Origin of the sequence: Virgibacillus ihumii, assembly GCF_902726655.1 — a bacterium.
In the GTDB taxonomy this organism is placed as follows: domain Bacteria; phylum Bacillota; class Bacilli; order Bacillales; family Amphibacillaceae; genus Lentibacillus; species Lentibacillus ihumii.
In genome coordinates this window covers 3,807,171-3,826,750 of sequence record NZ_CACVAN010000001.1, presented here as the reverse complement: position 1 = coordinate 3,826,750, position 19,580 = coordinate 3,807,171, and the positions used below count along the sequence as shown (strand labels likewise).

The 19,580-nt window shown below is 35.4% G+C and carries 22 protein-coding genes and 2 pseudogenes; 9 read left to right on the top strand and 15 right to left on the bottom strand.

Translation table 11 applies throughout. The features are described from left to right. Window positions 1–3 precede the first annotated feature (3 nt). The 3 genes from HUX68_RS18980 to HUX68_RS18970 all read right to left on the bottom strand — a co-directional run bounded on the left by HUX68_RS18980 (window position 4) and on the right by HUX68_RS18970 (window position 2,213). Window positions 4–783 carry a hypothetical protein gene (locus HUX68_RS18980; RefSeq protein ID WP_174616263.1) on the bottom strand — a complete coding sequence of 260 codons (780 nt, stop codon included), beginning with the start codon at window positions 781–783 and terminating at the stop codon, window positions 4–6. A gap of 11 nt (window positions 784–794) precedes the next feature. Then, on the bottom strand, window positions 795–1,703 hold the full coding sequence (locus HUX68_RS18975) for a hypothetical protein (RefSeq protein ID WP_174616262.1): 909 nt from the start codon (window positions 1,701–1,703) through the stop codon (window positions 795–797). A gap of 78 nt (window positions 1,704–1,781) precedes the next feature. Beyond that, window positions 1,782–2,213, bottom strand: a complete 432-nt coding sequence (locus HUX68_RS18970) for a hypothetical protein (RefSeq protein WP_174616261.1) — start codon at window positions 2,211–2,213, stop codon at window positions 1,782–1,784. A gap of 523 nt (window positions 2,214–2,736) precedes the next feature. On the opposite strand from HUX68_RS18970, the gene HUX68_RS18965 reads away from it, so the two are divergent. Next, window positions 2,737–3,114: a hypothetical protein gene (locus HUX68_RS18965; protein WP_174616260.1), complete on the top strand. Its 378-nt coding sequence runs from the start codon at window positions 2,737–2,739 to the stop codon at window positions 3,112–3,114. 126 nt (window positions 3,115–3,240) lie between these two features. Here the strand turns inward: HUX68_RS18965 and HUX68_RS18960 are convergent, their stop codons facing one another. Beyond that, window positions 3,241–3,996 (bottom strand): hypothetical protein, encoded by a 756-nt coding sequence (locus tag HUX68_RS18960; protein WP_174616259.1) that lies wholly within the window; start codon window positions 3,994–3,996, stop codon window positions 3,241–3,243. A 921-nt stretch (window positions 3,997–4,917) separates the two neighbouring features. On the opposite strand from HUX68_RS18960, the gene HUX68_RS18955 reads away from it, so the two are divergent. Beyond that, window positions 4,918–5,325 (top strand): GNAT family N-acetyltransferase, encoded by a 408-nt coding sequence (locus HUX68_RS18955; protein WP_246206726.1) that lies wholly within the window; start codon window positions 4,918–4,920, stop codon window positions 5,323–5,325. Between the two features lie 77 nt (window positions 5,326–5,402). Here HUX68_RS18955 and HUX68_RS18950 read toward each other — a convergent pair whose 3' ends face one another. Further along, window positions 5,403–5,876, bottom strand: coding sequence for an Hsp20/alpha crystallin family protein (locus HUX68_RS18950; RefSeq protein WP_174616258.1), 474 nt, complete (start codon window positions 5,874–5,876; stop codon window positions 5,403–5,405). A 457-nt stretch (window positions 5,877–6,333) separates the two neighbouring features. Here HUX68_RS18950 and HUX68_RS18945 point away from each other — a divergent pair, with 457 nt between their 5' ends. After that, on the top strand, window positions 6,334–7,497 hold the full coding sequence (locus HUX68_RS18945) for a hypothetical protein (protein WP_174616257.1): 1,164 nt from the start codon (window positions 6,334–6,336) through the stop codon (window positions 7,495–7,497). A gap of 68 nt (window positions 7,498–7,565) precedes the next feature. On the opposite strand, the gene HUX68_RS18940 is transcribed toward HUX68_RS18945, so the two are convergent. From HUX68_RS18940 to HUX68_RS18930, 3 genes are all read right to left on the bottom strand, one after another. Beyond that, complete coding sequence (locus tag HUX68_RS18940) at window positions 7,566–8,447, bottom strand: DUF3231 family protein (RefSeq protein ID WP_246206725.1); 882 nt, start codon at window positions 8,445–8,447, stop codon at window positions 7,566–7,568. Between the two features lie 146 nt (window positions 8,448–8,593). Continuing rightward, a complete protein-coding gene (locus tag HUX68_RS18935; protein WP_174616256.1) occupies window positions 8,594–8,821 on the bottom strand; it encodes a hypothetical protein in 228 nt (75 codons plus the stop codon). Between the two features lie 79 nt (window positions 8,822–8,900). Further along, window positions 8,901–9,374, bottom strand: coding sequence for an Hsp20/alpha crystallin family protein (locus HUX68_RS18930; RefSeq protein WP_077326285.1), 474 nt, complete (start codon window positions 9,372–9,374; stop codon window positions 8,901–8,903). Window positions 9,375–10,755: 1,381 nt separating this feature from the next. On the opposite strand from HUX68_RS18930, the gene HUX68_RS18925 reads away from it, so the two are divergent. From HUX68_RS18925 to HUX68_RS18900, 6 genes are all read left to right on the top strand, one after another. Then, window positions 10,756–11,115, top strand: a complete 360-nt coding sequence (locus tag HUX68_RS18925) for a hypothetical protein (RefSeq protein WP_246206724.1) — start codon at window positions 10,756–10,758, stop codon at window positions 11,113–11,115. 12 nt (window positions 11,116–11,127) lie between these two features. Beyond that, window positions 11,128–11,406: a CBO0543 family protein gene (locus HUX68_RS18920; RefSeq protein ID WP_174616255.1), complete on the top strand. Its 279-nt coding sequence runs from the start codon at window positions 11,128–11,130 to the stop codon at window positions 11,404–11,406. A gap of 547 nt (window positions 11,407–11,953) precedes the next feature. Continuing rightward, the gene (locus tag HUX68_RS18915) at window positions 11,954–12,070 is read left to right on the top strand and encodes a sporulation histidine kinase inhibitor Sda (protein WP_174616254.1); all 117 of its coding nucleotides are present in this window, start codon (window positions 11,954–11,956) and stop codon (window positions 12,068–12,070) included. A 358-nt stretch (window positions 12,071–12,428) separates the two neighbouring features. Continuing rightward, window positions 12,429–13,517, top strand: a complete 1,089-nt coding sequence (locus HUX68_RS18910; RefSeq protein WP_174616253.1) for a GerAB/ArcD/ProY family transporter — start codon at window positions 12,429–12,431, stop codon at window positions 13,515–13,517. Further along, entirely contained in the window at window positions 13,507–14,313 is an 807-nt protein-coding gene (locus HUX68_RS18905) for a Ger(x)C family spore germination protein (RefSeq protein ID WP_174616252.1), read from the top strand. The genes HUX68_RS18910 and HUX68_RS18905 overlap by 11 nt, the downstream gene beginning before the upstream one ends. Continuing rightward, window positions 14,303–14,578, top strand: coding sequence for a Ger(x)C family spore germination C-terminal domain-containing protein (locus HUX68_RS18900; protein WP_174616251.1), 276 nt, complete (start codon window positions 14,303–14,305; stop codon window positions 14,576–14,578). Before HUX68_RS18905 ends, HUX68_RS18900 begins: the two co-directional genes overlap by 11 nt. Window positions 14,579–14,633: 55 nt before the next feature. Here HUX68_RS18900 and HUX68_RS19645 read toward each other — a convergent pair. From HUX68_RS19645 to HUX68_RS18870, 7 genes and pseudogenes are all read right to left on the bottom strand, one after another. Continuing rightward, window positions 14,634–14,776 (bottom strand): annotated as a pseudogene (locus tag HUX68_RS19645) (IS4 family transposase); the annotation flags it as partial. Between the two features lie 142 nt (window positions 14,777–14,918). Beyond that, window positions 14,919–15,410 (bottom strand): CBO0543 family protein, encoded by a 492-nt coding sequence (locus HUX68_RS18895; protein ID WP_174616250.1) that lies wholly within the window; start codon window positions 15,408–15,410, stop codon window positions 14,919–14,921. Between the two features lie 333 nt (window positions 15,411–15,743). After that, complete coding sequence (locus HUX68_RS18890) at window positions 15,744–16,589, bottom strand: nucleotidyltransferase (protein ID WP_174616249.1); 846 nt, start codon at window positions 16,587–16,589, stop codon at window positions 15,744–15,746. Beyond that, complete coding sequence (locus HUX68_RS18885) at window positions 16,586–17,440, bottom strand: alpha/beta fold hydrolase (RefSeq protein WP_174616248.1); 855 nt, start codon at window positions 17,438–17,440, stop codon at window positions 16,586–16,588. The genes HUX68_RS18890 and HUX68_RS18885 overlap by 4 nt, the downstream gene beginning before the upstream one ends. 49 nt (window positions 17,441–17,489) lie before the next feature. Further along, window positions 17,490–17,759: pseudogene (locus tag HUX68_RS18880) on the bottom strand (HIT family protein); the annotation flags it as partial. Window positions 17,760–17,778: 19 nt separating this feature from the next. After that, window positions 17,779–18,714, bottom strand: coding sequence for a hypothetical protein (locus HUX68_RS18875; RefSeq protein ID WP_174616247.1), 936 nt, complete (start codon window positions 18,712–18,714; stop codon window positions 17,779–17,781). After that, window positions 18,711–19,463, bottom strand: coding sequence for a GNAT family N-acetyltransferase (locus tag HUX68_RS18870; protein WP_174616246.1), 753 nt, complete (start codon window positions 19,461–19,463; stop codon window positions 18,711–18,713). Before HUX68_RS18870 ends, HUX68_RS18875 begins: the two co-directional genes overlap by 4 nt. Window positions 19,464–19,580: the final 117 nt, after the last annotated feature.

Below are 19,580 nucleotides of genomic sequence, written 5' to 3'. Positions count from 1 at the left end.
CACCTAATTTATTTTGTGATAGAATTCCTTTGTTTTATATAAGCGTCTGCAAACTAAATAAAGAATGACAATTACTAAAATGAGATAAACAAAATTAAATAACTGTTCCTGGAGTGATAACCAAGTATCCAAACCTGTTCGTATTTTCCCTGTAAAAAGACTAAATCCTTTAGGAAGAAAACTATCAATCCAAAAGAACATCTGCGTAACAAAGAATATATACATATTATTACGTAATATTGTTTTTAAAAAAATGATGATGAAGGCAATTATAACGATTACTAAAAATCTCGAAGTCAGCAAATAGCTCCAAACTTTCACGCTTGTCACATGATTTATATAGAGGGGAAAGTGCATTTTATTTTCCAAAATAAGATAGACCATTCCCTGCTCAGTCGGCCACAAATTCTGGATATGTCCAACTGCCACAAATGAACCTATTATACCGGTCATTGCCAATAAAACAATTATAATAACACTAATTATGGCTGCAAAAATTATATGCTGATTCAATAATTTATTCTTTTCTTTTATTCTGGTAATAACAAAGTCATTTTCCATCCTATCAATTAAAATTGGAAGCAGGATGGCAAGTGTTGGCAATACTCCAACATAAAACGTAATTACATTCATACTTCCCCCTGATCTGAGATTGACAATGTAATCAAACAACGAATTGCTGAACCCGTTAGCAGCATAGACAGTACTAAGTATCGCAATGACAAGGATATAACCAATACTGAAAAACATCATTTTCTTGGTGCAATATTTGTGTTCAAGCATATTATTCCCCACTACTTTTTCTCAGCTTCGGCGCCAACTGAACTTAAATTAAATGTTTTGTTGGAGACTTTCTTATCATCTGAAACATCCAGCTGAAATACTTCTGTTTCATTTTTAATACCTTCATTAATTTTAAGATTCTTTGTTCTTACAAAGAGGTCGATCTGATTATCATTTCCATACGTTTTTAAATCCAGAAGCACACCAGTATTCTTGGCAACTGTCATTTCGAAAGGCCCGGCCGCCGCTTCTGACGTACTTTTTGAAATGGTTCCTTTAATCTTATATACTTGCATGCCGTTTTCCTCAGCGACATGATAACTCCAATCGAGATAATTATCATAAATAAACTTGGACCATTGACTACTTGTAACCGTTGTATTGGACCATTGTAAATAATGGTAATAGTTCCCTTTATCATCATTTGTGTTTTGTTTTGTGTAAATATTTTTCTCAGGTCTTTGACGAATGGCAATTCCATCTTTGAAAAGAAGATTAGTTATTTCCATAATCTTATTTCCTCTTTTTCTTTTTAAGGTTACACGGTTTTTCCCTTCCATTAGATCCAAATAGAAGGATACGTGAAATGTTTCTCCCCCACTGTACCCCCATTCAAATTCACCCTGTACATTCTTTAAATTATCCCAAGCATAATGCATTTTTTTCACAATGCTGAACTTCTTTGGATGCTCCTTGGCAAATTTTTCAGCATCTTCACTTCCGAATGGATATGTATCACTTAAAAAAGGATTTTCATGTTTTTTGTTAGTACTACTTGCAGAATGATCACTCTTACTCAATGAAATGGAATCATTACTTTTATCATCCGTAAATAATTGGGTTATATGGGGGTAATATTTAATACCTACCAACGCTAAAACAAGTAATGTTATCACCACGATGGGGAGAATTTTCCTCATTCCAAAAACACCATCCAAAAAATTATAATAGCTTCTTATTGAACTGCGGATAGTATGGCCATACTATCCGCAGACAAGTTAAATAGAATCCGGACTCCAAACACCATCAGCCGTAAAACCTATATTTGGGCTGACAGCTCTGTCGGCTTCAATCCGAACCTTAGTATACCCATAATCCTCAAATGCATAATTTAATAAGTATCTACCGCGATGTAAATCCCCACTATCAAACTTGTATACCCACGTTTTTGAAAAACTTGAGTAATCGGAATGTACAACTTCAGCATAAAAAGCTGCATTGGAATGACTCAAATTTTGTAGTTTCATGTAAGATGAGGTGCTATCTGTTTTGGTTCGAGCATTAGTATATTGTGAATCATATGACTGAGGTGGAAATGTAAAATCAAAAGCTGTATCGGTATAATTATTTGCATATACTGTTAAGCTTCCAACCGATAACACCATTGCTGCAGATAAAACTACAATGTACAGTTTTTTAGCGATCTTCATCCTGAACCTCCTTTGTAAGTTATTGTAAGCGCCTACAACTCTATTGTAATTAAAATTTAATATTTGTCAATATATTGTAAATTATAGATTCTTTTATTATTAAAAACACACTAATATAATTAGACGATTTTCCGGTATCTTTTCAAGTGTTCAAGTGCTCATACAACTAGTTTTCTATCATAAAGGCTTTACTGAAGCGTTTTAATAATCTACATCATAATGGGCGGATGTTAAACTTATTCTTAATAAGCGCCAGTTTGCGCATATTTTAATCCATAAAGTTAAAGTATCATCATTACCATGAAGATGTATAATTTTATCTGCAAACTGTGTGTTCTCAACAAAATCAGAATTCAAAAACATCATTTTTTGACCTAAAAGACTTTTTCCTAATAGCGATAGTTTTATCTTATTAGGTGCTATATGTTATGATAACAATAGAATACAGCTTATTTTACACTTTAAAAAAAATAAATAATGTAAATATGTATATGCTATGAAATATTTTTTAGGAGAGATTACATTGCCGAAAACCTTGCTTTTATTTTTAATAATTGTCTTTCCACTAGTAGCTTGCGATAATAATCAAAATTATAAGGTGTATACGGGGGAAAGCAACAATTGGCAGGTCAGATATGAAATAAATCAATCAGGTGAGAGTAAACAAGAAACTTCATTTAGTATCTCTTATAAAGGAGACGATCTGTTACCTAAAAAAAGTATTAACTATACCTTCGATTATGTTACTGGAAGTACAAAGGGTGAAGATACTTTAAATGGAGATGGGCTAATTAAAGGAAATGGCAGTATGTGCGAAGGATGCGCTCAATCAAATGCAGAAGAAATAAAATTTGAAATTAAATGGGGAGAAAAATCTGAGGAGATAACTTTGACCCCATGAGATAATACTTTACTTTTGATTATCTTCTTTCTAAATTTAATAAATCTACCCTAACTTCTAATCAGAGAAACTAAGGGTGGATTTTTTTACGGTTCTAATTTTGTTTGAGAGAGGATTTATATACCATTAAAGATTATTTGTAAATGATTGATCCCAGGTAGTAGATCCTCTATGATATTTAGTATAAGAGGTTACTCCTACTACCCCACTAGTATATTGACCCCCACCATTAACAACCACAGGGTCCCAACTTGAAGGGGCATTATAAGACCATGTTAGCCCATTAGGATAGTGGTTAACTTTTTGTCCCGATATTGTACCACCTGAAAAAGATGACCATCCATTTTGACCTATCGTTACAGACATGTCTGATAGAGAAACCCTGTTATCGCTTATGTTCCATCCTCCACTTACGGAAACAATGTCTTCATGCTGAGAACCTCTACTATCAGACACATGATTATAGTAAACGGTAGAATAAGCTGTAATTCCTAAAGTGTCGTCTAGACTCGACTCATATTCAGATGCATCATAGCTAGCAGCAATCAATCTATTGTTTACTGCATTATCTTCTAAATAAAAAGTAGACGCTGCTACAACTTCTCTTTTTCTTCCTTCTGAATCTACATAACTACCAACTTTTTCAATGCTTGAAACTTTGTTATATCCTTGTTTTTCCCTAGCCTCATTATTTGGTAGCACCTTATTAATATCGTTTTCTAAGGCCTTATTAAATAAACGATCGGCTGAATTATTATTCTTATATTCTTTCACTAAACTTTCAGCAGGATTTTTGGGCTGGTCTGTACTTGCTGAAGAAGCAATAGGGAAAATAAAAGCCATGGCAATTAACACGATCAAGGATAAAAATAATTTTTTCAAAACAAACACCCCTTTCCATTTTTTTGAATAAGTTCATTAAGTTACCAATCCTCCCTCATGACCAAAATAACATGTTTTGCAGGGTAATCAAAATATTTGAATTGTTTAGGCGAATATTGTCATCAGTTGTATTAACATAATGACAATACGTTAAAGGAACGAAATGGGTTGCAAATAAGGGGCAGCCTCTCCATAAACACTAGAAATGCCCCGTATTATGCTTTGAAGTGATAGCGGCATCCTCTTGGCATTGTCGAAAATTCATTTTTTGACAATGCCAAGAGGATGGGGAAGTTTTGAAACCTAGGTTTTCAAACCGTTACAGACATATGGGGGTCTGGGGATTCATTCCCCAGTGGGTTTGGGCAACGCCCAAGGTTTTGATTTTAGCCCCCTGCAAGGACGCACGTTTTAATGACTTATGATACCATCAAATATATTATTATCAGCTGCTCATTTGAAATATTTTCTTAGCCATAGCTTGTATGAGTAAAATATATACGGGAAGGGAAATGGGGTTATGAATATTCTGACAGCAGGGATTCTGCCGGCAGAATCCCTACTATATAAATAAACTGTGAAACTTATAGTTATTGGAATAGAAACAAAAGTACGAATCAGTAATTTACTCTTTAATCTTTTATGCTCATTAGCAGGAATAGAATCACTAATATTCACAAGACCCTCTCAATAAAGTATTTTATTCTACATAATGGTCCTACAATGGCAATTTAGACAGCAGCCCTTTATTCCGGAAGTGCGCCCGATTGTGGCACAGTCACTCCCATTTTATCATAAATAAAAATATATAGTTTTTTAAATGTAAATTAATTTACAAAATGATTAAAATGTGATATATAAAAAATAATTAGCATTCACCTCTTTTGAGTGCCAAAAACTTTCTTTAAAGGAGTGATTTGGATGGTTGCAATGGTTCTTGATAGAACAAATCCGTCACCTGTTAGGGAGAGTTCAAACTGTATGTTAATTCGTTATAAAAAATGCTACAGAAAAATTGCGATGGGTCTTCTTTCATTCACGTTGAATAAAAGAGATATCAAATTATTACAAGAAATTGTTGACCAATATGAGAATAATCCTAATTGGCATCTTTATCTTTGGAAACAGTCAAATAATATTATTGGAGCAATTGGTTTTAAAATTAAAAGTGACGTAAACGTGATTATCCAACACGTTTCAGTTAATCCTTCCTATAGAAGTGACGAAATTGGTTACAAAATGATTCATGAAATAATCAAACAATATGGTCACAAATATGACATTCTCCCAAATAATCGAAATCAAAATTTTTTTCAATTGATGTGTTAATCGGTAAATAGTCTAAAACTAATAATAACCAAAGAAAAGCCTCGCGAAATTGACCGTGAGGCTTTTCTTGTACAACTTTATTCAATTTCAATTTTACGTGAATTATCCTTCACTGCTTGTTCATCTTTACCCACACTGATTCTCAGCAATCCATCTTCTAGCTTCGCCTTTACATCATCGGTCTTGGCATTTGCCAAAAAGAGTGAACGCTGCATTGAATCGTAACGTCTCTCTTGATGAATATAGTTGTTATCTTCATCTTTCGTATCAACATTTTCTTCCCGGTTCACCGAGATAGTTAAACGACCTTCATCATTTAACGTGACATCAATATCATTTTTCTTTATCCCTGGAAGTTCAGCATCTACTAAATATTCATTATCTGTTTCCTGAATATCTACCTTGAACGGATCTGTAACAAGGTTTCTTCTGGCCAATGAAAAATCTTTAAAAGCATCATCAAAAAAGTCGTCAATCATGTTAAAAGGGTTTGTTGGTGTCACATTTGATACATTTCGATTTTTTCTATTGAAAGGTATTAAACTTGACATCATGACTCACTCCTTTTCAAATAAATATTGACATTAGCACTTCATTTCAATACTAACAGAGGTGAATTTCATATTACAAAAAGAGATAAACTTTCAATTAAAATGCTTGCTAAGCCCTGTCCAAGGGCACCCTTCCCCTCAACCAAAATCCGTTTGAAAAGTCTTCCATCATACTAAAAGGAATAAATTTAATCAGAATAAATCAACTCCTTTCTTCATATTTTCTCTGACTTAGCACTAGAACCATCCGAGTGCTAAGTTCTATTTTTTATATACCACATTTTAATATATTTATAAACATAATTATTGGAGTTACATTTTTATTAAATAATTTTTTATATCTTTTTACTTTTCAGACCAGAGAGTTAATGAATTGTAAATTTTCACTATGTGTTTATTCAAAAAAAATCGGGTAAATAAAATGAACCAATTCTTATATTTATTGGAGGTGAGGTAATTGTCACGATTAACTATTGGACTTATTCCTTGTCCCGATACGCCAGAAAAATTAGCTAAAAGTTTCAAAAATAAATTACCTGAATTCTTATCTGCAAAGGTTTCAGATCAAGTCAAATGGTCTGTTGAAGTTACAACAGACCCTCTTATTGGCTCAGCTGAAGACACGCAAGAACTGATGGAGGAAACTGAGTCTATAAAAAAGCAAAAAAACTGGGATTTTGCCATATGTTTAACAGACCTCCCATTGTTTGATGATAAGGATTTGGTCGTGGCAGATGGTGATTATAATCGGCAAATAGGGCAAATATCGATTCCAGCATTTGGATCTTTTCCTTTAACGGCACGCATAAGGAAAGTATTGCTACAAGTTGTAAAAGAGTTACACAGCCATCAATCGAATAATAATATGAAAAAAACTGCTGCTACCACAAAAGAAGGCATGTCCGATCGTGAAAAAGGCGCTGTATCCAGACAATTTTTGTTTTCACTGATTCGTCGTGAACATTCAACCCCTATGGGTAAAAAAATGGATCTGCATCTTGTTATTCGCCCACGTTTTCAGGCTAAACTGCGTGTTTTAGCGGGAATGACCTATGCAAATCGCCCGTGGGGCATTATTCCATCATTTAAGCCTGTCGTTGCAGTGGCTTTTGCTACAGGGGCTTATGGCCTTATTTTCCCTACTTTATGGAAGTTAAGTGGAGCATTTGAACTTTTTCGCTTTTTGGGCTTAATGGTTGGTGCAATCTTCAGTATCGTGGTATGGATTATCGTCTCGCATAATCTGTGGGAAAAGCCAGCTATAAATAATGATAAAGCTATCAGAAAATTATATAACCGAACAACAGTAGCTACTTTAACAGTAGCAGTATTATGTTACTATATTACGCTTTTTGTATTATTCCTGCTGACAGTCCTTTTGTTTGTTCCGCCGGATTTATTTCAATCATTAGGTGGTTTAAGCGAACCTGTTAGCTTCTGGAATTATACAAAATTGGCCTGGTTGGCCACTTCCATAGCTACCTTTGCGGGATCAATTGGTGTCGGCCTTGAAAACGAAGAAATGGTACGAAACATTATGTATGGATACCGACAAAGCCAACGTTCCAAATACTATCGGGGTCAGCAAGATGAAGAAAGCAACGAAACCAAAGATGGTTAAAATAAGATACTCAATTTTCGGACATAAAAAATAAGCCCCGAAACTTGATGTAAAAAGGCTAAAGTGAATTAATTTAAGTCAGTCCTTTGACTGGATCCAATTGCCGCCCCATATTGACCAATCCCGGCTGTGTTCATTGTTGTAATATGGAACATCATAAGTTTGTCCGAAAACGGAGATTCGGATGAATCCGTTGGTTGAGCATCCCATACTGACGGTGTTGAAAGATGGTCATTGTGCATAATTTTATTGAAAATATTCACGTGTTTTTCTGATATATCCCGTCCTCGTACCATATACTTTCGAACCTCTGGCGATTGGGCTACCTGACTAAATCCCATAATCAGTGCTGTACCTACCCTATTTCTTTCAATATTGTAATATAAATTCGTAATTTCAATGGCATTTAACGGGCGTTTGTCACTAAACCATCCCCCACTCAAATAATGTTGGTCGTTGATGTATTCGACCTTTTCAGGTTTGGGAATATAGGGGGCTCTTGAAAAAATCCCTTTTGTTAGTTTTACTTGCGTGGCTTGATCCAGTAAGTCTGCAGATGTGCTTAAATTTTGTTTAAAATATTGCACAATATCAGAACGTGCAGCATTAGATAAAGCCATCGTATAGGTAGTCATACCTAGTTTCCCTAAGTTTTGGATATACAAGAGGAAAAAATCATCGGTGTATAATCTTGGTGCGTTTAAATTTACATCCTTTGCCGAAAACCCATTGGGTACAGCAATTTGCTCATTGGTAAACAGGTTTTGGATAAATTGTACATGTTGCTGAGATAGATTTAAAGCCAACTGCAGTACAGAGCGTATGTCTTCATCTTCAACCTGGCTCAATGTATAACTAATAGTCTGTACAGCCATTGAATCGCTTAAATAATTACTCCAAAGACTTGCAATTTCTGCCGAGGTCAATCCCGGATTAGACTGTGTATTCATAAAATATTCCTCCAATGGTTTTATAAATATCTTTCACCTCCCCCTGCAAAATATTCATAACCCTTTTTGGGTATTTTTGCTCGCTTGTTGAATCAACAAGTAAGCCCCCGCGATATTAACCACGGGGGCTTACTTTGACAACATTTTCAACTTTCTGCCATGTCATTTCCTTGTTTTTGTATATTTTTTCTGCTTTTATTAATCTTTTTATACAGGGCCATCACCCTTTCGTCTGGATGTTCTTCAAACGGACTAACATAAAATGATTCTTCTAGCCGTGACATCAAAACACCAAGCATTTGATTTTTACGTTTTGGAGGCAAATATGACTTCATAAGAGCCTCGTATTGTTCTTGTATCACTTGTAAAATCATGTTATATCACCCCCATTTATTAAGGGAGCCCTCTACATTAAGTAATGTAGAGTTCAAGGGTTAACAGACGTTTTGTGACCTATTCGATTTCTATCCTATGCGTGTTATCGTTATTCGCCTGTTCTTCTTTGGTCACATTAATTTTGAGCAAACCATCTTCCAACCTTGCACTGACGCCATCTGGTTTGGCGTTTTCCAAATAAAGAGAACGTTGCATAGCCTCAGAACGACGTTCCCTGTGAATATAATTACCATCTTCGTCTTTGCTCTCAACATCCTCGTTTCGATTTACAGCAATAGAAAGCCTACCGTCGTCGCTTAAATTGACATTAATGTCTTCTTTTTTTACCCCTGGAAGTTCAGCCTCAACCAGGTATTCGTTGTCGGTTTCCCTTACATCAACCTTGAATGGGTCTGTAGTCAAGTTTCTTCTAAGGGACGGGAAATCACTAAAGGCTTCATCAAAGAAGTCATCAATCATGTTGAAAGGATTCCTTGGGCTTGCACTAACCACATTACGATTTTTTCGGTTGAAAGGAATCAATCCAGCCATTATTAATCACTCCTTTTATAAAATTTTAATTGTTGTACTCATTCAGTTAATAAGTGATGATTTTTGTTTTAAATCATTGGGTTTCTGTTCGTAAACCACGGGTCATGAAAGAAGTCGCCAACCATGTTGATAAAATTCCCCGGCCCGTCCCTACTGAGACCTCGAACCCTTTTGTTGAAAGGAATCAATCTAGCCATCATTAACCACTCCTTTATGATGTTGTTGTTAGCACTCGGTAAATATGAGTACTAACTTCTATTTTTTATATATCACATTTTTATATGTTTGTAAACATGTTTTGCACAAAAAATTTTATGTTCTAATCTTCTACAATATGGCCCTACAATGGAATTTTGAACACTGCCCTTTATTCCGCAAGTGCGCCCGATTGCAGAAATAATTCTATCTAAAAAATACCCAAATGAGTATGCTGATTGAAAAGAGAATATATGCAAGATGTATGACTATGTACATTTTCGATTCAAAAGATGTAAGTTTCCTTTGTGTTTAGTTTTTTGTAAATGCCGTAAATAAAAAGCAGCACTTATAATGAGTAGTCCACTTGCTATTGCGCTTAAAACGTTCGATAGCATCAACATATATAATTCCTCCTTACTGTTCAACTAAATGGCCCAAAGATGTAATAATGGCGCCAATTCTTATTAAAGATTAGCGCCCGTTTAAATGAAGACCAATTTAATGATTTGAAGCAATAGAATTTCATTACCACATATGTATGTTTTAATGGGGATAATTAATTTGATTTCGCTTCTTTTTTATAAAAGTAAAAACAATTAAATACACTAGATAAAGCTACAACAAACCATAACCACTTTAAATCATAGTGATTGTTAAAAGAAATAACACAATTGATTACTAGTAAAATAGCTGCAATTATCGAAATTATAAACCTTGTTTTATTAGACAATCTCTCACCACCCAAAAAAATAAATAGTTTATTCAGTAAAATGTTAACATAAATATACATCGGTTAACAATTTTTAACCAAACTACTTTTTAATTCAACAAAATGGCCTTTATATCCAATATTGGCGCTATTCCTTATTAGGGAATCGCGCCCGCTTGCTTAAGAGTGCCTTAGGGTTCACCGATGTTCCAGGCAAGCAACTATAAAGTTGGCTTTCACGTTATTTCATATCACACATAAAGTATTACTTTTAGGCAAATATTAAAAAAGGAAACCCATTAGTTTAAAAAGGAAATATCCGATTTAAAAAACAACGAGTATAAGTCACCAGTTACAGCTTTACTATGGTCCATAACTATGGCGGGGTTGGGACAATTATATAACGGACAATAAATTTTTGGTACATTTATTTTTTTATTTGAAATTATAGTCAACACTTTATCTGGTTTAAATATGACAATTTTTTATTCTTTCCATGGCAATACACAACTCGCTCATGAAGTTGTGAATTATCAATGGGGATTGTTTTATCCATCTATCTACGCCTTTTCCATTTGGCAGGCTTATAACAAAGCGATAATTATGAATTGCCAACAAGAAGGGGCGAATCCACCCAGAGAAACTTATTTAACGGGATTTTGTTTTGGCTTAGTAATTGGTATGAATGTTGGAGTGTATTGGCATCATCATTTCTTTGATAATATCCCATTTTTCAAAATACTATCCATCCCTGTATTCAATGGCATTCTTCTAGGAATAATTGCTGGATTCGTAGGCCACATACTGGAAAGATACATAAAAAGGAAATATTAAAAGGTTGATAATATGGAAAAAGTAATTTTATGGGGAGTCTTTATTGTTGCGGTTGCATTGCTATTTTTTAGTTTTCGAAAATTGCCACTTAAAGATTGGCTGATTATTTTTTTGTTTACTAGTTACATCTCGGTAATTGCCGGTACAGTTGTCGTAGAAGAAAAAAAGCTTGCTTACCCTGTTAAAATTCTTGAAAAACATTTTGAGTCAAGCTTGCAATTTGAAATGCTTTCACTGCCAGTCATTTGCCTTTATTTTTATCAAACATCTTATATTCAACATATACCGTAATCCTTCTACAAGGCGTACTATACACATCTGCATTAACCTTGGCCGAAATTACGCTGGAAACGCATACTGATATAATTGAATACCATACATGGACATGGATGCATACGTTTATAAGTGTCTTTACTTAAATCATTTTCGTACGTATCTTTATAGGATTGGTACATAAAAAAACTTAGTAACGTCTAAAAATAGTTAATATTGGAGGAATTAAAAAATGGTACACCCTTGGTTTTTCGTATCAAATGATTTATTAGTAAATATGTAATCCCCAATGTTGTCATATTGATTTTATTATGCTTGAACTACGTGGGGTATAGCTAACTTTTTATCACTCAACCCACGCTAAGTCATTTTTTTATACGTTAAATAATATAAAACCACTCTATTCAATACCACCTTAGACAAATCATGAAAAATTTATTTACATAAGTTTGATGGACGAGTTTAAATGGTCTGAACCAATAGTTAATAGGAATTTATTACCTGGTTAGATGAACAACATTATTGGGTATTAAATAATAAAATCAGACTAAAGGATTAGGTTAAAATGTATAATTTGTCCGACGAACTACTTCTCAAGGCCTGCAAAAAAGCCAAAGAATTAAATCTAGGCCAAAACTTCATTGCGTTACTTAAAAAAGAGATTAAACGCCGCAATTTATAATATCGTGGTTATTTTTTGTTGTTCCACAAATATGCCAGATTAAATGGGGTTCATCACACAAGATACATTGAATTTTGAGTTTTACACATAATAAGAAGAAATCATCGTGAAACTAAAGAAAAGTTAGAAGCTTGAACGAAAAAAGTTTCTCCTAAATTGAAAAAAGCATTAGAGGAGTTCAGACAGAATGACGATTTGTCAAATATAGGTTTGAGCAAAATGAAAAACCTGTTACATTGGGATATTTAGAGACCTCAATTGATCAGGAAAGGCTGTAAACATCTGTAATGCCGTATTTGCAACTACGATTTCCATTCAACCATCTAATGCAAAATACAAATTATAGAGGGATAACGTTATGATAAAAGCCAAGGATACAGTCTCATCTCTTATGGTGTTCTTTCTTGTTTCAGCCTCACAGATCGGGGTAGGGGTGCTGGGCTTTCAAAGTGTCATCGTTAAATACGCGGGTCATGATGCCTGGATATCGGTTTTAGTGGCTGGCGCCGGTATTAGTGTTATTATCATGATAATGTATGCAATGTTGAACCATGATGAAATGGGGGATATCATTTCCATCCATTCATTTACGCTTGGAAAATGGGTTGGAGGGGCCCTCAGCAGTATCTTTTCTATTTATTTATTGCTTCTGGCAATAGTCGTTACCCGAACATATCTGGAAATTATTCAGGTATGGATGTTTCCTCATTTGAGTATCTGGGCTATGTTATTACTTCTTCTTCCGCTATTTTTCTATATAATAGTAGGCGAATTCAGAATTGTAGTCGGAGTATGCTTTTTTGGTATTGTCTATCCTTCTTTACTTATACTGACCATGTTTTTTCCGCTACAGTATTCCCGCATGTCCAATATTATGCCGTTTTTTGACCATTCCATTATCGAGGTGGTCCAGTCAAGCTCTCTGGCAATGCTAAGTTTTATGGGATTTGCTACAGTCCTGGTCTTTTATCCATTTGTGCAAAATGCACCGAAATCACAAAAAATTGCCCAATATGGCAATTTATGTACAACTCTTGCGTATACAATTATTTGTGTCGTATCGTTTGTTTATTATAATCAGCAGGAACTGAAGGAGACTATCTGGCCTACGTTGGGATTGTGGAAAATTGTGGAACTACCTATTTTGGCCCGTTTCGAATACTTCGGCATTGCGACACTGTTCTTTTCCATTTTACCCAATATCGTTTTATACACTTGGGCAAGCGGTCGGATCCTTTCAAGACAGTTTAATTTTGCTCAAAGAAAAATTACGTATGTTTTGCTTATTGTTATTTTTATCGTCTGTATCCTTTTTGATAACAGAATGGAAATAAACCTTTTAAATAGTATCAGTGGGAAGATAGGAAGCTATTTTTTATTTATTTATATACCAATCCTGTTTCTGCTGCATTGGATTCGCAGAAAGGTGAGTAAACATGCGTCGTAAATATGCCGTCATTTTGGTGTTTATAGCAGTCAGCCTAGTTGTTAATTTCAACATGCCGAAACAGGTTATTGATAAGGTTTTAATGGTGACGGTCGCTGGATATGATTATGTGGATGAGGGAACGATTCGTGGAACGGTTGTTGCTCCTACATTTTTATCAGAGGGAAAATTGGTTGATTTAGTATATTCAGACACCGCAACCATGATTTATGAAAACAGGAGCAAGCTAAACCGCCAGGCCTCCGAGTCACTGTTGAATGGAAAACTGGATGTAGTGTTGTTTAATAAGGAACTCGCCTCAAAGGGTCTAAGTGAATATATCGATTATTTAATTCGAGACCCAAGTATTGGAACACAATTGCACCTGGCAATTGTTGAAGGGTCCACCCAGGAGCTACTTCGTTCCATTAAAGCAAGGAAAGGTGCCGGACATTATTTATCTGATTTAATCGAACATAATATTCGAACCGGTAACCTTCCTATTATTAACTTAAAGCAATTCAGTTCAGAAGTTGCCAGTAAGTTCACAGATCCGTATTTACCGATGATGAAACTTGTAAATGGAGTGCCGAAAATAACTGGTCTAGCCATTTTTAATGACGATACATATGTAGATAAACTTCCCCCGAATGAAGTTATGTTATTTAAAATGCTGCATGAAAACATGCATGACGGCCAGTATTTTTTAGAAACAGAAAAATTTAATGCTGCCATTCAGAATATCGATTCCTCCCGGGAAGTAAAGGTTACCAAAAAAAAACGGTTCTTTGAAAGTAAATTTCACCTTGAAGATTAACGCGGTAGTCAGGGAATTCACGGGAAAAGGTGGATTAAAAAAGAAAAAAGAAATCAAAAAAACGTTTGAGAAGGATATCACGCAAAAATCATTGGAATTGATTAATGATTTGCAGGAAAAGAAGGTTGATCCGCTTGGAATTGAGGAAGTCGTAAAAAGCAGATTTCGATATTATAATAAGAAAAAATTTGAAGAGGCTTATCCAACCTTAGATATTGATGTGGATACTATATTTACGCTGTCGGAATTCGGAACACGCAGATAAGCCCGATTCAGAATTTGATACACTCATAGGTAAAGAGGAGGTTAATACAATGCACAATTAACTCAAAAATATATGCGCAAGAAAAACTAAAAAACTTCGTAATGCCCGCGTTGGTATGTGTTTAAACCTATTTAATATTTTAATGTCGATTTTATTTCATCTGGTAGTTGCTTATTATAGGTCATTGTTCACTATCATAGTGGGATACACCTTTTCTTTTTGTAATGGTTCTGGATAATTCACCTATACTAAGAGTTCGGGTGTTTTCTCCATGTTAAAACCTAATGTCAAGCGTTAAATACCAGATGCAATGGGTAACAGTAAGCATTTCGTAAATTTACTATCCAAAAGCGTCACCATTTACTTTTTTCTTAAAAAACCACAAATAAAATTTCCATGAAACATAAAAGGTTATAAATAAAGTTAACCAAGTCGTATACCAATGCCATTCTTCATTATAGTTAATAGCAGTTGTATAATGTTCAACCAAGATTTCTATAATAGTAATTGCTGAGCAATAAATAAAGTAATATATAAATCGACCGATCCATCCATAATTTTTCGGATAATACAAAACAAAAAACACGCATATAGCCGGATAAAGGATATATTCAAATGAAAAACTTGTTTTTGTCGCATCTGGAAAAAGAATCCGATCAGGGTATTCGAGCCAATCTAATTGGACAGCAGCAAGTCCCAGTATCCATGTCAACGCTTGTTTGAACATTAAAATAACAATGGCTTCACGAATTTTGTTCTTGGGAACGAAAATAACAAAAAGAATTATAACAAGTATTATTGCTGATATTTCAATGATGTGCGCTGTTTTCATAATAAATCTTCCTAAAATAACTCGTGGATTTCCCTTATCCTTAGTTTTCAGTAAAAATATATACATTGCAGACCATATAACGGATTGCCTAAACTTAATATCTCCCTCTATTCTCCAAAATGGCCTTATCGTATTCAGGAACACCCTTAAATTCCTAATGTTCGGATTTAATCTTTTAGAGGCGTTGAGAAAAAATATCCATACTATGGAACGCGGTTTATTATAAAATTTTAATTATCGGCCAAATAAACGCACCCAATAGAGCTCATTTTTAGCTTTCTGGTTGTTAAACAATCTGGCCCTTTAATTGAATAAAGTCCATTAAAAAACTTATTACCTCAATTCCATTTCGGACACTCGATACGGATTATAAATTTCCAGCCATTCTTCAGCTTCAGTAATTATCCAAGTACCCGTCTGCTCCAAAAAGTGTAACAATTCTTCCGTATCGGTAATTGGTTCAATTGCATACTGCAAGGCCAGTTTCATTTCAGGTTCTTTCTCCGGGTAATATTGCGAAAAAAGCTTGTACGCTGGATACAAATCTCTTGTATATCGTTTTTCTTCTACCATCACCAGGGTAAGTCCTGCTCTGACTATAATTTTCATAATCCAGCTGCAACAATCCAAAATATCCTCTGTATCATAATTATCATCAAGATCTTTCTTTGCCTGATCCACCTGATTTTTCAAGTTAATTAAATGATGGTTCGCAAGCGTTTTGTCAGCCCTATAAGATGGAAGCAGACTTATTAGATCTTCACCGTAAACGCACACACTATGCGTTTTCAGCATAAAGGGTATAATGGAAAAAGTGGAAGTCTCCAGTACATCTTCCATTAGATAAAAACTGAATTCCACTCCATTTATACAAGGAAATTTTTCATTTATCTTCTGTTCAATTCCTTCAACCCATTGCAAATCCATAGAGTCCACTTCTTCATTTACAATGGCTAAAGTGTCTAAATCTGAAACACTGTAAATAGCCTGTCCATGCGGAACAGATCCGCGCACATAGATACTATGCAAATTTTTGCCAAGCTGCATTCGGTAATATTGAATCATTTCATTCAGTACTTGATGAAATGCGGGACTAATTTTTCGTGTACAAGCTGTATTGATAATATATCCTGTATCATCAGTGTCACAAAAGCCGCCAATATTTTTTATCTCAGTCAACAATTCACCCCTTCCTTTAAAAACAATTTATATTCCGCTGCAAATCTCTCCTCCTCTTCCAGAAATGGATAATGGTTGCTTCGGTCAAAAACAACCAATGTCGAACGGGGAATATGCTGATGCATCTCCTCAGAGTACATAACCGGACATTGAACATCATACCGTCCGCACATAATCAATGTTGGAACCGTAACAAGCCCTAATTTTCTGGTAACATCAAACACATGCAATTCCCTGCTAAAAAAATTCAGTCTGACTGCGGATATTTCTTTATGAATTCCGGAATTAAAATAATCATCATGCTTTGCAGGCTCGTACAATGACAATTTTGTACGTTCCGCTTTTAATTTTTTGCGATTTTCGGTTGACAAATTATCACGTTTCAAAGCCTCCATCAATTGTTGCAAACGATTAAAATCTGGGTGCTCCTCATTATAAATACAATCTTTGGAAAAGGTCATATACTCCCGTGCTGCCGCTCCCACAATCACATTAAACGTTAAGCTTGCTGAAAAATAAATTCCGTACATGATGCCCAGCATTCCACCTGTAGAGTGTCCGGCAAAACCCCATTGATGATAACCCAATGTTTCACGGATTGCTTCCAGATCAAGTATCGTCTCCAGCATGCTGAGCTGGTATGGATCATATGCTTTCGCTGAATCCCCTGCTTCCCGCAAATTCACAAGATAAACTTTATTTGTCTTCGTGAAAGCTTCAGCAAAATAATCCCCGGTATCATTAAATATGGAATAATGATGTGACACACAAAGAGGGTTACCTTCCCCTTTAATAAACATTTCGAAGGTACCACGTGCTGTCTCAATTAAGCTTCTTTTCCATTTTTGCATAGGACTTTCCTTTCATTTATCATTAAATATTTAAGGAGATAAGCAACACCTAAATCATTCGCTTGTTTTCGGAACCCTTCAACATATACTGAATTCCTCTGCCTGCCAATGGCTCATCACCATATCTTGGCAAAACGTGAAAATGGGCATTAAAAATATGCTGTCCGCCAACTTCCCCGCAATTCCAACCGAGGTTTTATCCCTGTGGATTATATTGTTGATCCAAATACTGTTTCACCTCTTGTACAAGCGTATACGTTGCATTCCACTCATCAAATGTTAAATCAAAAACAGTTTCCTGGTGTTCTTTTGGAACAATCCGATTCCAAGTATATCCTTCATAAACATCCAAATGACTGAAGCAGCTTATACCTGTCCACAGCCAATATTCCTTTCCATTGTTGTCTTGCTACCGCATACGCTTCCGGGTAGTTTCCCCAGTTCCACGAAATATCCCATATACCGTCATCAGATAATTGATCAACATAAAATTGCAGGTTCTGTTCCACCAGATCACCAAATTTTTTACACAACGGATGCTCTGGACCATCAATGAAATCAAGTGGAAGTGGTTTATAACCGATTGACCACTCGGAAACATCTTTTTCAATACAATCCGCTGCAAGCAACATGACCTTCCCCGTAACGTTTGCAAATGAGTAGTTGAGTTTACTGTTAAACGTTTGCTCGTATGGTTTCATAATCTTTACCAACTGCTGAAAATTATTGATCTCGTGACTGTCCATTGTTTGGCTGTTCATGAGATGGTTGACGGCATATTTCAAAACCTCCCAACCTATTCTGGAATTTTCACTTTCTTCAGGCGACCATTGCACAAAGAAAGCGGCTAACTCTACACTGGGATTGTACATCCAGTTCTCCTGCACTCTTTCTTTCCAGTGCCACCAAGGTGCATGCAGATAATCATTTGTTTTTGGATGCACCGTTTGCCAAAGACCTGCTTCATGATCATAAGTGTCTGCCAAATAAGAAAGCAGCGACTGCATGATCTTTTCCTGACTGCTCACACCGATTTCCATTAAAATTTGTCCAGCCGCCCATGTTGCAATGGCTGATGAATGGGGCAACCAAAAGTCGGGTTCCAGGCCATGTCCAAATCCCCCGTCTTCGTTTTGAAACACTGACAAATAGTGTATCACCTTATCAGCTGAGCCGTTTTCAAAAAAATATTCCCACCTCGCAGTCTCAAGCGGGCGTGCATTACGCTTTATCCATGCAGCGGTTTTTTGAAATGTTTCATTTGGGATTTTCATTTTGACTCGTAAACCTCCCGTTCTTCCGTTTCCCTTTTATAAACTTTATTCCGTTCCAATACATTACACCCATTACGCTCAAAGGTTTTCAACATTGGTTTGTTATGATGACTTGTACTGCCAATATAGTAAGATGCATCAAACTGGTTTTTTAAAATAAACAGTGCCTGTTGATGAAGCGGCTTGCTCTTCCCTTTTCCTCTTTCTTCAGGAATTAAGCCAAAGTAAAATATCCTGCCCTCCTCTTTGGTGCCTGGTTCTATATGAGGCATGATGACACCTATTGGATTCTCACCTTCATATGCAACGATGCAGGAATCTTTGTAACCTGGTCCCAGTTCAACCTCTACATTTCGCATCTGCTCATCAATGTTTAAAGAGGATGGCGCATTTAGAGATCCTTCCATCGATTTTTGCCATATAGTCTTAAATTCATTTTCCGATAGCTCGTTTAACGTTTTGAGTAAATAAAATTGTTCCTCTGTAATATGAGTTTCTAATTCTTTCCGGACGGTGACATTTTCGTCGTGCATGTGGAAGCTATTTTGGCGCAACTCTGAATCTACTTGCTCGCTAAGTTTACTTTCAACTAAAATATTTATAGTCTTCGTATTTTTGACAGCTGACTGATTCATCAGATCGTTTATAAGTCGAATGAGTTCATATTCAGCCAGGTTCTTAGTATCTTCAATTGTTACAAATTTTTCCCCTTTGACAACTTTTATTTTTTCATAAAGGTCAGTTTTCATTTTTATAAACCTCACCTGCTTCAATTAGTATCATGGGAAGAGGACCTTACCAAGAAGGCCCCTACAAATTATTTACCGATATTCTGTACAAAAAGTTCCTTATCCCGCTCTTAAAAT